The sequence below is a fragment of the Legionella gresilensis genome (genome assembly GCF_900639865.1).
Lineage (GTDB): Bacteria > Pseudomonadota > Gammaproteobacteria > Legionellales > Legionellaceae > Legionella_C > Legionella_C gresilensis.
In genome coordinates this window covers 22590-37591 of record NZ_CAAAHX010000009.1, presented here as the reverse complement: position 1 = coordinate 37591, position 15002 = coordinate 22590, and the positions used below count along the sequence as shown (strand labels likewise).

Genomic DNA, 15002 nt, shown 5'->3' with positions numbered 1-15002 from the left:
CCGCATTTATTTCTAAAATAAATAATGTGGCAGAATTTAGTTAATTAGCTAAAGGATCTATTTTAAGATGATTCATGGGCTTACTTATCGAATTGATATAAAGCTAAGGCTTTAAATATAGTACTAAAATACTATATTCGAGTCGCTAAATAGACTCATTGAACCATTTTCTCAACTAACGCAAATATAAATCCTCTATCATACTAATTCTTAAATTCAACCTACTTTTTTTTAGGCGATAAAACCATTAATAATTGGCGACCCTCACGTTTTGCATGCTGCTCGATAACAGCATATTCTGCCGTATCTTGTTGCAAGCGCTCCATAAGTTTCATACCAATTTCTTGATGAGCCATTTCTCGACCACGAAAGCGTAAGGTCACTTTCACTTTATCACCGTTCTGTAGGAAACGTATCAGGTTGCGTAGCTTGACCTGATAATCCCCTGTTTCCGTCGTTGGACGGAACTTTAACTCTTTGACCTGAATTTGCTTCTGCTTTTTCTTTGCTTCAGCTTGCTTTTTGCTCAACTCAAAGAGAAACTTACCATAGTCCATTATTTTACATACTGGAGGTCGCGCAGAAGGTGAAATTTCTACTAAATCTAAGCCACCCTCTTCAGCCGCGCGCAATGCTTCGCGCGTTGATACAATCCCCATCTGGTTCCCTTCATCATCAATTAAGCGAACTTCTGGTACATTGATTTGCTCATTAACGCGTGCGCGATCACTTTCACGCTGCTTATTTGATACACTAATAGTTAAATCCTCCAGTTAGTTAAATAGTAACGTTATACAAAATTTAATTATAACGTTAAAATATATTTTTAGATAACTTTGTTACACTACAACATTATTAGTAGCTAATGCTGGCGTGCGCTGACCTTTAGTATTGATTTCCTTTTGGAAAACATCAATCAATCTTTCTAAAGTCATTGTCCCTAGATCTTGACCCTCTCTAGATCGCACAGCAACTAAGTTATTTTCAACCTCTTTATCACCAATGACTAATAAATAGGGAATTTTTTGTAACGTATGTTCGCGAATTTTAAAACCTATTTTCTCATTTCTCAAGTCAAAATTAGCTCGAATACCTTGTTTTTGTAAAATTTTTGTTACTTTTTGAGCAAAATCATGCTGTTTTTCGCTAATTGTAAGGACTATAGCTTGTACAGGCGCAAGCCACAAGGGGAAGCGACCAGCATAATGTTCAATTAAAATTCCCATAAAACGCTCAAATGAACCTAGAATTGCTCGGTGCAACATCACAGGAATCTGTTTACTGCCATCTTCTGCAATGTAAGAAGCACCCAACCGCTCAGGCATAGAAAAATCGACTTGAATAGTTCCACACTGCCAAATACGACCTAAGCAGTCTGATAACGAACATTCAATTTTAGGACCATAAAATGCGCCTTCGCCAGGTGCATCTACCCACTTAATATTCCTATCTTGCATGGCTTGTTTTAAAGCTTGCTCTGCTTTATCCCAAACTGCATCTTCACCTACCCTCTTTTCAGGTCGTAGCGCCAGGCGATACTTAATTTCGGAAAATCCAAAATCAGCATAGACTGATTCTACAAGTTCAAGCATCATGGCTACTTCTGATTGAATTTGATCTTCCGTACAAAAAATATGCGCATCATCTTGAACCATGTTACGTACTCGCATTAACCCATGTAACGCACCAGAAGGTTCACAACGATGGCAATTACCAAATTCTGAAAAGCGTAACGGTAAGTCACGGTAACTTTTAAGACCTTGGTTATAAACTTGGACATGACAAGGGCAATTCATAGGCTTGACTGCATAATGTCTGTTTTCAGTTTCAGTGATAAACATTTCATCGCGGAAATTTTGCCAATGGCCTGATTTTTCCCAGAGCGTTCTATCAACTAATTGTGGCGTTTTAATCTCTTGATAACCAAAATCTTTTAACCGATGCCGCATATATTGCTCAAGTATTTGATAAATGGCCCACCCCTTGGGATGCCAAAACACCATACCAGGTGCAATATCTTGAAAGTGAAATAATTCTAATGCTTTACCAAGCTTGCGATGATCGCGTTTCTCAGCTTCTTCCAGTCGATGTAAATAAGTCTCTAATGCTTTCTTATTGGCCCAAGCTGTACCATAAATTCGTTGCAACATTTCATTGCGAGCATCGCCGCGCCAATAAGCTCCAGCTACTTTCGTTAATTTAAATGCTTTTAAAAACCCAGTAGAAGGAATATGAGGGCCGCGACATAAATCTTCAAAATCGCCTTGCTTATATAAAGATAAAACTTCATTGGCTGGGATATCAGCAATAATTTTTGCTTTATATTCTTCACCTAAACTACGAAAATAATTAATGGCCTCATCACGAGGTAATTCTCGCCTTGATACAGGTAAATCTTCTTTTGCTAACTCATACATTTTAGCTTCAATGCGCTGCAAATCTTCAGGGGTAAAGGGACGCTCAAAAGCAAAGTCATAATAAAAACCATCTTCAATGACAGGGCCAATGGTAACTTGTACGTTAGGAAATAATTGTTTTACTGCTTGCGCTAACAAATGTGCTGCAGAGTGTCTTATTACTTCTAACCCATCATCTTGTTTATCAGTGATGATAGTTAATTCACAATCACGGTCAATTTGAAAACTGGTATCAACCAATTTTCCATTAACACGCCCTGCTAATGCTGCTTTAGCTAAGCTTACGCTTATATCAGAAGCGACATCTTTTACAGTAATGGGATAATCATAATGCTTTACCTGGCCATCAGGTAATTTAATATTTGGCATCTTGTACTCCCTCTAACCAACTACCAGTTAAATTAAGTTTATACGTTATCTATTTAGTTAAAAAATAGTCATTTCCCAGCAGCATAGCCAGGATAGTAGAGCAATTAAAGTAGTTTATCCAAAAATTGCTAAAAGATACCCTGCAAAAAGGGCTGAGATGGTAGGCACGAGTGGGATCGAACCACCGACCACCACCATGTCAAGGTGGTGCTCTACCACTGAGCTACGTGCCTATAATTCGCCCTCAAGGACGAGGGGCTCATTATATATGGGCTAATTTTACAAAGCAAATAATTTTATGCCCGAACTATATTTCTCATTTTACAAATTAAAATAGCCGTTTTTTATTGAATGGATTTAAGCTTAACTGATCATTTTAAAGCTAGAAATTCTTAAATTCATTAATATTTCAATAAAAGTAGTTTACGATTCAGCACCTTCATCTCAAATAAATAGAGGGTCCTATGAAATTTTCAGATTCAAAAGCAAATTTTGATAAATTTTGGAGCGATAATATTGTTAAGTCTTACAGTTACGTTATGCAATCAAAAGATCACTGGAGTGGTACTTTTTTTAGTAATAAGACTTACACCGATAAAGCTATTAAACATTACTGTTATACTGCTCTAGTTTTGTTTAACGACCTCACTAGAAATATCTTAGCTTTTGAAGATCCCTTAGCAACACAAAAGTATTTTAATGACGCAATGACTCAAGTTCAGAAAGGACTTGCAGAATTCAACATATTGCATTTAGAGAGTGAAATTAAAAATGCAATTGATGTGACAGTTAAACGACTAAACACAATCCACAACGAATTCCTCTTTAGAATAGAACATCGAACGCTATATGACCTTAATCATCCTAGCATTCGCTATGAACCCTTTAAAGAATGCGCCGATGATGTTTCTGGAACTTTCTTTGCAATGAAGATGTAAAAGTAAATCTTTAATTTGAATATTTTTGGTAAAGGAGTGGCCTTTTAAAGGCTATTTTTTATAATTAATAGCCTTTTATTAAACAAAAAATTAGTTAAATCGCTTTTGAGTATCCATCCCTCTACTTTAAAATAATTTTAATATTTCCTTAAGTAAAATAGTATAAAATATAATCAGTTTTAACATTTTTTTACCAAATGGAGATGCTATGGAATTAAAATTTGAAGATGCCGAAAAAGACTTAACTTTTATCTGGAATATTAATGTAGTTGGTGCTTATAAGAACGTTATGGACGCCCTTGCGCTTCAATCAAAGTTTAAGGAAATAGGTAACTATATGCAAGATCGTATGTCGGATTACTGTAGATCCGTTACAGGCATTGTGAATCAGTTAGCAACATCTATGCCTAGATATGATGATAAAACAAAAGCCCGAGACTATCTTCTTTCAACTATTGAACAAGCCAAGACCGATTTAATTAAATTTTTGGCCTGTGATATAGCTAATAGTACAAAAGAGGTTATTAATCATACTTTTCAGCAATTAAGCCAACTCGAAGGGATGTGTAAAAACATGAGTATGCCCACAGAATATAAGCATACAGACACGGAGTATACATCTATTCCCACGAGAGAGTTAACCAGTTATCATGGTACCTTCTTTGAACATGTGCCGGATCCTGATGAAAAGGGTATAAACCAGATGGCGACTTGCCAAATAACTAATAATTAAATTTGAGCTAATCATTTATTGAAAAAGCAGCTTTTAAGCTGCTTTCTTTTGTCGCTAGTTCCTGTTACTTAAGCTAACCATATTTTATTTTCAGGCTATGAATCCAGGCCCAGAGCAGGATAAGCTATTGATGGTTACGTCACCAGTTAATTCCTATAATTTTATACTTCATGCTAATTTGTCTAAATTTATTTATTCAAAAAATCATCCATATGTATATTTTTAATACTATATTAAGCATATTTGTTTAAAATAGATTATACGTTATCTTGTTGGGCAATTACGATGAAATTAAGATTTGAAAAGGGGAAAGCAAAAGAGAAGTTTGATGAACTTAAAAGGGAAATGAGACGTTGTCAAGGTCGAATTGATACTACTTTAGGTACAATCCCAGCTGGCCAACAGCTTAGTAATTATGCTTCTTCTTTCATAGACTTATCAAACTTAATCAGAGAGTACTGTGCTTTATCCTTTACCATGGTGAATTACTTAAAAAAATATAAATCTAGTTTTGAAGATCCAGAAAATATAGAATGCTATTTAAATGATATAACTAGAACTATTACCGACGCTTTAAATCATTTTTTTATATATTATGAGTTACTAAATCAACCAACACGTATATCTATTTGCGCCCTAACAACTTGGCTAAATACTTTAGCTGTTCAATTTAACCCAGCAATTTTTAATAATGAGTCTAGGGTTGAGACTCCGGCTTATGCCGCTAGCTTAAGTAATGCTAGGGACGCGGAATTTATCGGTGACATCCCAGATTATGCAGGTATAGCAGATACTGCCGGTGCTCCTGTAGCAAGTACATCTGCACCAGAAGTTAGTCCACCTCATTCTATGTATGAATCATTACCTTTAAGTTTTACTGATATGCAAGGAACATTTTTTCAACGCCTTGCAGAAGCAGGGAAAGAAATCCAAGAGAGGGAACAGGCTATCTATGATCCTGATCAACAGTTATTTGGACCTCCTTAAAATCCATTTACTTTATAAATTAAAAAGCAGTCTATAGACTGCTTTTTAATTCCTACACCGTTATTTACCAATGCTATATAAGACTTGATTTGGTAAACGCGTCTTATCTACTGGATAATCGCCAGCTGGTGTTTTATCTGTGTGATTACAAATGAGAGCTTCATTAGCAAGATCAAATTTTACTTTAACTTCCTTACTTGGCAAACTAACGGTATGGAATACAAACTCCCCTGACATAATCCCTTTTTCAGCGCTTTTATTTACAGTAAAAGTTTGTGCAGATTTACCCTCGATTTGCTGAATACCACCTGGCTGAATGTCTGCACCATTCAAGCGAACTTGCGTTACTAATAATTTATCAGGTAGATTGTTTTTTACTTTAATTTCAAAGCCATCACAAGGAAGTGCAAAAGCATTTGTCGTTAAACCAGCAGCTAAAAGAGCAGGAAGACATATAGATTTCATTTTATTCATATTACACCTCATTCTTGTTATTAAATATTTATCCCTTTTAAAGACCATACTTCTTAAGTAAATATCCATAGGCCAGATGGGTCGGATTAGCAAGCATTTTTACTTAAGTCAGTGTTTTAAAATTTATGAAATTTACTGACTTGAATAACCTCACCACGTACTGTCAAATTAATATTGACATATTTAACAATAATGCATGCCTCATCTACTAAGTTACCATAGGGGATGAATATGTCAATACCTTTTAGACGATATTAATTTATATATTGAGTCAAAGAATGCCATGATCAAATAATATATATATAAAAAAATTTAAAGACAAAAGTTTTACATAGTTTTTTAAATAACTGCGTGACAAATTTATATTTATTTTTTTGACACCCATTTTTAAAAAAAAATTTAATAGTATTAAGGAAGTAATTTTCAATATGGAAATCAGCCACTTATTTTCTAAGCTATTGAATTTAAAATTTTTATATTTTTAGTGCTCAGAGTTTTTATTATTTAAGGAAGTAAGCCTAGCAAAAAACGGCATTAATAAAGCTTAATTAGTTTGACAATAGAGACACAGTGTTTTAAATTTGAGGCGTTTTTTTACGGATAAATGAAACGCCTTTAACTTGCTGTTTCTTTAAGTCAAAGAGCAGTTTTTTTATCCCTCCTATATTAGGAAAATACAGCATTCGTATTACATAAACCAGCTGGAAATAAGGAATTAAAATGAAAATAAAAAAAATTAGTGCTGCTTTATTGTGCTCAGCTACTGTTCTTTTTGCAGGTAGTTCTTTTGCTCAAAACCAAGAACTGGCTCTAAGTACCTTAAAAGGGTATGATTTACCACCACATCAAGCGGTAAAATTTAACGGTAGCTGGTTTAGCAGTCAAAACTTCAAATGCACAGTCAGAGCAGAAAAAAACGATCAAAATCCTTTATTAATTGAGGCATTAAAAAATCGTGCTGTTATTAACGGCGTTATCCTACCTGAAGGCAGCTTAATGACTGTGTTAGCGAAAGTTGGCGATAAAATTGAGTTTGAATTAGATGCTCGTGCAAAACTAACTATCACTAATGATGCTGATACCTTAATGAATATTCGTTGCAATTAATGTTAACTATTTTAGATCAAAGTAGAGGTAATATAATGTTAAAAAAAGTAAAAGCTCTTTTGCTTTGTACAAGTGCTCTATTGGCTACAAGTTCTTTTGCAACTAATTTTGAGTTAGCAAAAGGGATATCAAAAGAATATGATTTACCACCAAACCAGGTGCAAACACTTTCTAACTATCTCCCTTGGACTGTTACTGCAACTTGTAAAGTTAGAACTGAAAAAAATGCTAAAAGCGCAATTTACATTGAAGCTTTTCAAAGAAAATTTATTGTTAATGGGCACATTCTTACTGAAGGCGATACATTAAAAATCGTTGTTTCTCCTAATGAAAGAATTGAAATTGAAGCAGACGCTCATGCTCAAGCTTATTTAACTAATCAAAGTGAACAATTAGTTAATCTACACTGCAGCACTAAATAATTTTAAAGTTGGGTCAATTGACCCAACTCATCTTCTAAATTAATATATCTATTAGTCTAATTCTTACAAGCATAATTAGGATAAGCTTTAATCACTGCTTGATAAGTATCAAGGGTAAGCGATTTTATAGCGTCACCCATAGGTGAATTTGTCTCACCCTCACCAGCTTTATTGTTTAGGGCAACCGCAACGGTTATATTGTTACATGGACTAAAGAGATACATAACACGGTATCCTAGAGTGCTACCCTTATAACTCCAATAACGATTTTCAGTTTTGCTATCATAAACGTAAACTACACCTAAACCAAAACCATCAGGATCATCTTTACTTACTGTTGGAATTGGTTGCCCAGTCTTTGTTGATATAACTGACATTAATTCAGTTAAAGCGTTTTTACGATGGTTATTATCAAAAAGCTTGCCATGGTATAATATCTGCACCCAGCGAATGACATCGGTTGTATCGGCAATGATTGCGCCTGCAGCACTAGCCCAGGTTAAATTATTACCCGTTGTATCAATCATTTCTTTTTTATCCTTGTCATAGAAATAACCATGTACCATGCGAGGCATGAGTTTTTTATAAATTTCTTCTGCATCATTACCCGCAGGATAAAACGTATTAGTTAATTGAAAAGGCGTTAAAATCCTTGTTTTTAATACTTCAGCAAAAGACTTATTAGTGATTTTTTCAATAATTAAACTAGCAAGAATATAGTTAGAATTTGAATAATTAAAATAATGTTTCGGATCTTTAATAGGTTTATCAGGCGAAGCCCATTTTAGTAATTCTGTCGCTGACCATTGTTTCTTAAAATTAGCTTTTTCCGCTATTTTATAAAATTCTAAATTGGCTGAATAATTAGGTATATCACTGGTCATATTTAGTAATTGTTTAATCGTAATATCTTTCCAATTAGGATATTGTGGTAACCACTTACCTAACTTGTCATTAATTGATAATTTTCCTTCAGCCTCTAATTGTAAGATAATGGCTGAGGCAAACGATTTTGTAATACTACCTATTTCAAAAAGGTTATCTTGAGTTACAGGAGCAGTATAGGGAGGCCGTCCAATAGTTCCGGCAAAATAGTTTACTATTTTACCTCTTAAACTACCTTTTTCTGATGGAATTAATACGGAAGCAGCAATACCCGTGACTTGTTCTTTTTTCCCAGCTGTAGCTAAATAGTGATTAATAACCTGCTGTATAGCTGGGTCTTCTAATTTAGAAGGTGGGTTATCTGCCCTTACCTCTGCAGTTATTAAATAAAACATCATAAAGCTAAGAGCATAAGCCTTCCTTTTCATATTTTTTTCCCTAATAATTATTTAATTGTTTATACTTCCTCTATCCTAAACTGGATTTACTAGAATAACTGAAGTTTTTTAAAAATTTAAATCCTACGGAGATTATTTACTGCGTCCTCATGGCAGTATCATAAATATTATTTATTAGGTTAAGAAAGGATTCTACTATGGACTTTGAGCCAAAGCATATTAATGCGACACCTGATGATTTGAAGGGTAATAATGGTTTAGGACGCTATATTTTTTTAACTGGCTCAGATGAGCGAGCCAAACACTTTAGTGAGCGTTTTAGCCAGACTACGGTACGCCCTCACCCTAGACAACATAATTTATATTTAGGCACCTTACTTAGTCAGCATGGCCCAATTGATGTTGGCGCCGTATCAAGTGGTATGGGCGGGCCTAGTGCCGATATCATTATTAGCGAATTAATTAATCTAGGCACCTGTCGATTTTTACGAGTTGGAACGGCAGGTTCTCTTCAGCCTGAACAAATTAAAACTGGCCACTTGGTGGTTGCAACAGGTGCTGTTAGAGATGATAAAGCTTCTTGGGATTATATTTATCCTGAATACCCTGCTCTATCCTCTCTTGAATATTTAATTGCTGCCGGACGAGCTAGTAAGCTAATCGAAACAACGCCTATTCATTTTGGCGTTGTTCACTCAAAAAGTTCATTATATGCGCGTGAGTTTCACCTATCTATACGAAGTGATAATGAAGATTACATGAGTAGTTTACATCAAGCAGGTGTATTAGCTTCAGAAATGGAATGCGCCCAATTATTTATACTAACAACACTTAAAAATGCTAAATTAAATTCTGCGCAATCACCTGATATTCTTAGTGGTTGTATCTTAGCTATTGTTGGCGACAAAACAGCCTTTTCGGATCAAGAAGAATTAGTCACCAAAACCATTAGCGCATCAATCGATCTTAGTATCAAAACTATTGAAGAATTATTTCTTATCGATCAGAAACTAAAACCTTTATTCTAAGTAAATTATCTATATTTTGATTATCTTATTTATGCTATAGCGATTCCGCATAAATACCTTGCGGTTTAAGGATTAATCTATATTTAAGCCGTAAGAAATAAAAGTAAAACGTTACATATAAAGCACAATTAAATTATAGGGAATCCCTAGAATTTAAATAACTACATATAATTAATAATGAAAAAAATTATTTTATTCTGCTTAAGATGGTGAGTGGCAGATTTGTAACAAGGATAAATTTATCATTCAATTAATGAGTTAGTTCTAAAGAAAATAAAACCAGGAAAAAATATAACGTCCTTATGAAAAAGCAAGAACTTAAGCTAGTTAAAGAAGAAGTAGTTATCAATTTAAGAATGAGCATCTTTTTATTACCATCGCAACTTATACCAATTTTAAATGCGTTTATAACAGTAGTTTTTATTGCACATCTTGGACATGATGCATTAGCTGCTAGCGCCTTAGTATCAGTTTTATGGAGTGCACTTGTTGCCCTATTTGTCGGCATTTTAGGCACAATCTCCATTCTAGTATCTCATTACTGTGGTGCAGCTGATTATAAAGGCATAGAACACTTTATGCGCAATATTTGGCCTGCTCTGGTTTTAATGAGCCTTCTTCTTATCTTACTTTTTACAAGTTCGCCTTATTTCTTTGCGCATCTTAAGCTTCATCCCAATGTTATTTTTCAAACTCAAGCTTACGTTTATGCCCTATTATGGGCTGCACCAGCTCTTTTATATTATATTGCACTGGAAAATTTTTTGCTGGGATTAGGCAAAACGCAGATTGGTTTAATTGCCAATCTTGCCATTCTCATTTTAAACTTATTTCTGTCTTTTATTCTTGCTTTTGGCCTACTAAATTTACCAAAACTGGGAATCCGGGGCATTGGCTCAGGCTATGCTAGCGCTTATTTTTTAACAAGTTTGGGTTTGAGTTCTTATCTTTTTTCATCAGATTTTAAAACACATCGTATTTTTTTAATAAAAACCATCATTGGGATAGTCAACTCCTAAAAGCTTTTCTTTATTTAGGACTGCCTTTAGGTTTGATTCAATTCTCTAATTTAGGTTGCATATTTTTTTTAACCATTTTAATAGCCCATTTAGGCAAATTTATTTTAGCAGCCCATCAAATGGCCTTGCAGTTTTATGGCTTATTAATTGCATTACCCTATGCATTGTCTCGAGTTATTTGTATTCGTATTGGACATCTGTTAGGTTCTCAGGAGGAACAGAAATTAATTTATGCTGTTAGAGCTGGAATATTCATTTCTTGCGTTCTTACCACTTTAATTATTATTTTATTCTTATCATATAAGACCTTATTATTAAAAATAAACTTCCTCACCAGCCAATCTCAAAGTAATAATTTAACCTATGAAACCTTACGTTTATTCCCTGCTGTCGCGCTTTGTGTCTTTATTAGCTCTTTTAGAAATATATTTAGATCTATATTACGGAGCTTTGAAGATAGCATGTATATATTTCTAAGCACTATTATTTCTTTATGGCTTATCGCCATTCCTGTGGCTTATTTTTTGGCCTTTAATTTATATTTAGACGCCATTGGCATATGGATTGGTTATGGGGTGGGCTTATTCGTTAGTGCACTATTAATGTTAGATCGGACTTACCAATTACTTTCTCTTAGAGCTCATCGCTTAGGATTAAAAAAATAGCCAGCAAGCAAAACACCTTCATTCGTAATAGCACAAGTATGAGGGCTGAGCATATCTAAATGGAACTTAAGTTTTCTTCGGCCAAAACCCACATGTAAGCAATTATTTAAGCCACCATACGCTTCATTAGCTGCCAAGTTTTGTGGGAGAAGTTGTAAATTCTTATTTAAACCGAAGCCCATTTCTATAATTTTTCTTAATTCAGTATCATAAGAAAAAAAATCTTCTAAAATTTGAGCCGGTTCTTTATCTTGGGTAAGAGGAATAATATCAACTACTATACCCTTATTAATAACAAGTTTAATTGGCGCTTTTTTAACTTTACTAAGTCCATCATAGATCCTTTCTTGTTCTTTAAATAAGGTGTCCTCAAATTTTAATAAATGCAGAATCACTGTACTATCGAAAACGATTTGACCATCAATGCTTAAATTATGAATGACTTCATCTCGAAAATGCATTGAAGTTAAAGCGATTTCACCACAAGGTGCTCTAATGGATTCATTTTTTAAAATTTGGCCAATACTTTCAGTCCATAAATAATAATCTTGCAGAATAATTCGAGCCTTAGCATCATAAATGGGATTAATTAAATCAATACTTTCTGCCCTGTTTAGTGCTTTAAAAAAAAGATTAGCACGCTGCTTAAACTCTTTATTTGAAAGGTTATAAGTTGAATTAAGAACAAAAATAAGCGTTTGAAAATCGACTATAGTTTGCTGATTAACAAGTAAATCAACAAATCGTTGATTTGGCTTAAGACTACCATCTGTTGGATAGCAATCAAGCGCGGGATATTGATAAGGGATAAAAAAAATGTCTGTATCATCTTCGATATCAACAATAAACTTATCAATAGTTGTGTCTTTAGGTAACAATCTTATTTGATATGTTTCATAGTTTTTACATTCTTTTATATCAATTTTATTAGCGAGAGATGGCGTAATTAACAAACAAAACCGTTTTGCCTTATGTTTTAAAAACATAGGCAATCTATCTGGCAAGAAATCTATCCTTTCTGTCATTACTATATTTATTCTACTTCTATCCAACCTTTTTGGTGCCCAATTTTTGAGCCTACTACTGATCTGGCTTTGTTAATATTCTTTTTTGGCTGAGGTTTTGCATTAAACTTACTTTTACTGTCTGTTTTATTTCGCATAACTGACCTTAAAATTAAAAAGTTGTATATTAAATATATTATTTGTAAAAAATATTTAAATTAATTAAAAGTTAATAATTTAACTATGAAATTCTAGAAATACAGATATTTGTCTATATAGAACACTACCAGAACCAATGTTGTAACGATCGACTAAGATCAGCTTATGGAAATTAAAGAGGCTTATTAATCTGATAATGGAATTTCAACCTATAAAAATAGCCAATGCGGACTTGATTGCGCTACGCTGCATCAAGGTTACACTGGCTGTTTACACCATGGAAAGTAATATTTTTTGCTATAATTTTGATTAACCAAATGGAATAAGGAAATCATTATGAGTACATGTGAGGTATGTGGTAACAATTATCAGCATGCTTTTGAAATACATAAGCAAGGGAAAGTTTATACTTTTGACTGTTTTGAATGTGCCATTCATAAGCTTGCTCCGCACTGTAAGCACTGTGATTGTCAAATTATTGGCCATGGGATTGCAGTTGAGAACGATTGTTTTTGTTGCGCACATTGTGCTCGAGAGGCAGGCTTTGAGGGCGCCAAAGATAATGTTCAAGCTTAGTATTCTCTTTTCGGCGTTGTTGCAAAAATAAACTCAGCCCTAATGTGCAACGTTCTTTCACCTTTTGCAAAGTCATATAATTTAAACTAAAACTTTAAATTTCTAAAAAGATATAAATGCAAAAGCAAAAAGTTTATTTTCTTTCTTTAAATTGATGTATTTAGTTTATAATCTCAATTGCTTCAGAAATTACAGAAGTGTTTTTTAAACGTTATATAGGAAATACAATGAGATTAAAAATTATAAGCGCAATTCTTTCCTTATCTTTATCCCAACTGATTTTTGCCTCACCAACTGAGAAACCAAATACTTGTCCGTCAGTATCTGCATTACAAGCTGTCAATGTTTCTGATGTCATAAAAGCAGACGGCCATTGGTATGGATTCGTTAAATCCAACAACTACGGTACTAATGACAAATGGTCTTTTGTTATTGGGGAGTTTAGTGCAACTAATAAAAATGACGCAAAACAACAAATATTGCGTGCTGTAAACTCTTTAAATTTTGTATTAGGGCCATCCCCTTTTGAAATTCAAGGACAAGAAAGTTGGGTTTGTGCTTACAAAGACGGCTCTGGACACAGTGCTGCTACTGTCACACCAGTTCTGCCTTTTTTCCGCTCATTGATAACTCACCATTAAATCTTAATGCCAATTTATTATCCGAGCCTATGTAATTAAGCTCGGATAATTTGTTTAATTTAAAAGACAAATTCTACATTTCAAATATCTTATAGTTGCGAAAGCTATTTTCGTCAATGAAATCCATCAAATAAATATAATTTGAGGTTGCTATTTGCAGGTTATATCAAGATTTTTAATATCCTGTATCGATAAATAATTTTGTATTTGCAAACTCATTTCATCTGGCATATTAAATCGTGAAAAGAAATTAGTAGTGACGCTTTCTTTATATTGGGTAATGCCTATGTTTAATTTTTTAAGCAAGAATGTCTTTATACGATGTGCTTGAAAGGGTGTTAAACCTGATTGGTAATGCTCATTAATATACTTTGTAAATTCAGCAATAAATTGTTCTTTAACTACTCTATCACAATTTTTCGGCAGTAAAACTGGCATAAAATTACTATATTGATATATTGCTATACGTTTGGTTACTGGGTCACGGGTAGTATTAACAGGTTTAGTATGGAGACCATTATTCCAATAAGGTGATTTTTTATATGACACTAAATTAATATCAATAACTTCTTCACAAGTATATTGAAAAGTGCGCCAATATTTCATTTGATAATGGCTGTAACGTCCACTTTGGTTGCTATGCTGAGATACCGTAAAATTAATTTTTATTAGCATTTATATTTTTTTAAATAATTGAATTTTATAATTTATTTTATGCTATATTTTATTTCAAGAGTGAATTCAATATTGTTGTTATAAAAATCAAAGCTGCATTCACTAAAGAAGCTCATGTCACATGCCTTGGGTTTTTATAGACTTTATAGTTTTTTGCAACAGCATCTTTCGGTAAATATAAGCAAGCTGGCGTGCTTTATTAACCCCTGTAAAAATTGAATTTCAATATATCAATTTGAATCGAAATATATAGCTAGATCAATAGTTCTATTAATGTATTGAAAAAAGACGTTTTCTAAGGCTATATTAATAATATATTGATATTTTCTTATATACAGAATTTGCAAACTGCTTTTTAAAAAGCATAACAACGTGTGGTATAACTTTTATCGATCCAGTTTATAACTATATAATCCAGGAATTAAACAACAAAGAAATTTATTTGCTCATATTGAATATAAATTTGGCTGATATTTTAAAGATTGACTTAAATCAGCTCAGGGAA

At 33.5% G+C, this 15002-nt stretch carries 16 protein-coding genes and 1 tRNA gene; 10 read left to right on the top strand and 7 right to left on the bottom strand.

Going from position 1 to position 15002, the window contains the following annotated elements:
- Positions 1-221: 221 nt before the first annotated feature.
- The 3 genes from infC to E1P04_RS11890 all read right to left on the bottom strand — a co-directional run bounded on the left by infC (position 222) and on the right by E1P04_RS11890 (position 3019).
- The gene (infC, locus tag E1P04_RS11900; protein WP_115332107.1) at positions 222-758 is read right to left on the bottom strand and encodes a translation initiation factor IF-3; all 537 of its coding nucleotides are present in this window, start codon (positions 756-758) and stop codon (positions 222-224) included.
- An 81-nt stretch (positions 759-839) separates the two neighbouring features.
- Entirely contained in the window at positions 840-2786 is a 1947-nt protein-coding gene (gene thrS, locus E1P04_RS11895) for a threonine--tRNA ligase (protein WP_131783131.1), read from the bottom strand.
- A gap of 158 nt (positions 2787-2944) precedes the next feature.
- Positions 2945-3019, bottom strand: a tRNA-Val gene (locus tag E1P04_RS11890).
- A gap of 231 nt (positions 3020-3250) precedes the next feature.
- On the opposite strand from E1P04_RS11890, the gene E1P04_RS11885 reads away from it, so the two are divergent.
- The 3 genes from E1P04_RS11885 to E1P04_RS11875 all read left to right on the top strand — a co-directional run bounded on the left by E1P04_RS11885 (position 3251) and on the right by E1P04_RS11875 (position 5444).
- Positions 3251-3724, top strand: a complete 474-nt coding sequence (locus tag E1P04_RS11885; protein ID WP_165482768.1) for a hypothetical protein — start codon at positions 3251-3253, stop codon at positions 3722-3724.
- A 208-nt stretch (positions 3725-3932) separates the two neighbouring features.
- Positions 3933-4457, top strand: coding sequence for a hypothetical protein (locus tag E1P04_RS11880; RefSeq protein WP_131783129.1), 525 nt, complete (start codon positions 3933-3935; stop codon positions 4455-4457).
- Positions 4458-4742: 285 nt separating this feature from the next.
- Positions 4743-5444, top strand: coding sequence for an isoprenoid biosynthesis enzyme family protein (locus tag E1P04_RS11875; protein WP_131783128.1), 702 nt, complete (start codon positions 4743-4745; stop codon positions 5442-5444).
- 60 nt (positions 5445-5504) lie between these two features.
- Here E1P04_RS11875 and E1P04_RS11870 read toward each other — a convergent pair whose 3' ends face one another.
- The gene (locus E1P04_RS11870) at positions 5505-5918 is read right to left on the bottom strand and encodes a hypothetical protein (RefSeq protein WP_131783127.1); all 414 of its coding nucleotides are present in this window, start codon (positions 5916-5918) and stop codon (positions 5505-5507) included.
- Between the two features lie 720 nt (positions 5919-6638).
- Between E1P04_RS11870 and E1P04_RS11865 the strand changes: the two genes are divergently transcribed.
- Positions 6639-7025, top strand: a complete 387-nt coding sequence (locus tag E1P04_RS11865; RefSeq protein WP_131783126.1) for a hypothetical protein — start codon at positions 6639-6641, stop codon at positions 7023-7025.
- Between the two features lie 35 nt (positions 7026-7060).
- A complete protein-coding gene (locus E1P04_RS11860) occupies positions 7061-7447 on the top strand; it encodes a hypothetical protein (RefSeq protein ID WP_131783125.1) in 387 nt (128 codons plus the stop codon).
- Positions 7448-7503: 56 nt separating this feature from the next.
- Here the strand turns inward: E1P04_RS11860 and E1P04_RS11855 are convergent, their stop codons facing one another.
- Positions 7504-8760, bottom strand: coding sequence for a serine hydrolase domain-containing protein (locus E1P04_RS11855; protein WP_131783124.1), 1257 nt, complete (start codon positions 8758-8760; stop codon positions 7504-7506).
- Positions 8761-8927: 167 nt separating this feature from the next.
- On the opposite strand from E1P04_RS11855, the gene E1P04_RS11850 reads away from it, so the two are divergent.
- The 3 genes from E1P04_RS11850 to E1P04_RS11840 all read left to right on the top strand — a co-directional run bounded on the left by E1P04_RS11850 (position 8928) and on the right by E1P04_RS11840 (position 11442).
- Complete coding sequence (locus tag E1P04_RS11850; RefSeq protein ID WP_131783123.1) at positions 8928-9758, top strand: phosphorylase family protein; 831 nt, start codon at positions 8928-8930, stop codon at positions 9756-9758.
- A gap of 302 nt (positions 9759-10060) precedes the next feature.
- Positions 10061-10777 (top strand): MATE family efflux transporter, encoded by a 717-nt coding sequence (locus tag E1P04_RS11845; protein ID WP_131783122.1) that lies wholly within the window; start codon positions 10061-10063, stop codon positions 10775-10777.
- Between the two features lie 32 nt (positions 10778-10809).
- The gene (locus tag E1P04_RS11840; RefSeq protein WP_165482767.1) at positions 10810-11442 is read left to right on the top strand and encodes an MATE family efflux transporter; all 633 of its coding nucleotides are present in this window, start codon (positions 10810-10812) and stop codon (positions 11440-11442) included.
- Here E1P04_RS11840 and E1P04_RS11835 read toward each other — a convergent pair.
- Positions 11418-12446, bottom strand: coding sequence for a hypothetical protein (locus tag E1P04_RS11835; protein ID WP_131783120.1), 1029 nt, complete (start codon positions 12444-12446; stop codon positions 11418-11420). The genes E1P04_RS11840 and E1P04_RS11835 overlap by 25 nt on opposite strands.
- A gap of 495 nt (positions 12447-12941) precedes the next feature.
- Here E1P04_RS11835 and E1P04_RS11830 point away from each other — a divergent pair, with 495 nt between their 5' ends.
- Together E1P04_RS11830 and E1P04_RS11825 are read left to right on the top strand one after the other, a co-directional pair.
- On the top strand, positions 12942-13181 hold the full coding sequence (locus E1P04_RS11830) for a hypothetical protein (RefSeq protein WP_131783119.1): 240 nt from the start codon (positions 12942-12944) through the stop codon (positions 13179-13181).
- A gap of 227 nt (positions 13182-13408) precedes the next feature.
- Positions 13409-13822, top strand: coding sequence for a DUF4949 domain-containing protein (locus E1P04_RS11825; RefSeq protein WP_131783118.1), 414 nt, complete (start codon positions 13409-13411; stop codon positions 13820-13822).
- A 150-nt stretch (positions 13823-13972) separates the two neighbouring features.
- On the opposite strand, the gene E1P04_RS11820 is transcribed toward E1P04_RS11825, so the two are convergent.
- A complete protein-coding gene (locus tag E1P04_RS11820; RefSeq protein ID WP_131783117.1) occupies positions 13973-14497 on the bottom strand; it encodes a hypothetical protein in 525 nt (174 codons plus the stop codon).
- Between the last annotated feature and the right edge of the window lie 505 nt (positions 14498-15002).

Excerpts from the sequence above, each read along its gene's own strand:
- E1P04_RS11845 (WP_131783122.1), top strand. The coding sequence starts at position 10,061 with ATGAAAAAGCAAGAACTTAAGCTAGTTAAAGAAGAAGTAGTTATCAAT.
- E1P04_RS11830 (WP_131783119.1), top strand. The coding sequence starts at position 12,942 with ATGAGTACATGTGAGGTATGTGGTAACAATTATCAGCATGCTTTTGAA.
- E1P04_RS11865 (WP_131783126.1), top strand. The coding sequence starts at position 6,639 with ATGAAAATAAAAAAAATTAGTGCTGCTTTATTGTGCTCAGCTACTGTT.
- E1P04_RS11870 (WP_131783127.1), bottom strand. The coding sequence starts at position 5,918 with ATGAATAAAATGAAATCTATATGTCTTCCTGCTCTTTTAGCTGCTGGT.
- E1P04_RS11855 (WP_131783124.1), bottom strand. The coding sequence starts at position 8,760 with ATGAAAAGGAAGGCTTATGCTCTTAGCTTTATGATGTTTTATTTAATA.
- E1P04_RS11880 (WP_131783129.1), top strand. The coding sequence starts at position 3,933 with ATGGAATTAAAATTTGAAGATGCCGAAAAAGACTTAACTTTTATCTGG.
- E1P04_RS11825 (WP_131783118.1), top strand. The coding sequence starts at position 13,409 with ATGAGATTAAAAATTATAAGCGCAATTCTTTCCTTATCTTTATCCCAA.
- thrS (WP_131783131.1), bottom strand. The coding sequence starts at position 2,786 with ATGCCAAATATTAAATTACCTGATGGCCAGGTAAAGCATTATGATTAT.
- E1P04_RS11885 (WP_165482768.1), top strand. The coding sequence starts at position 3,251 with ATGAAATTTTCAGATTCAAAAGCAAATTTTGATAAATTTTGGAGCGAT.
- E1P04_RS11850 (WP_131783123.1), top strand. The coding sequence starts at position 8,928 with ATGGACTTTGAGCCAAAGCATATTAATGCGACACCTGATGATTTGAAG.
- E1P04_RS11860 (WP_131783125.1), top strand. The coding sequence starts at position 7,061 with ATGTTAAAAAAAGTAAAAGCTCTTTTGCTTTGTACAAGTGCTCTATTG.
- E1P04_RS11820 (WP_131783117.1), bottom strand. The coding sequence starts at position 14,497 with ATGCTAATAAAAATTAATTTTACGGTATCTCAGCATAGCAACCAAAGT.
- E1P04_RS11875 (WP_131783128.1), top strand. The coding sequence starts at position 4,743 with ATGAAATTAAGATTTGAAAAGGGGAAAGCAAAAGAGAAGTTTGATGAA.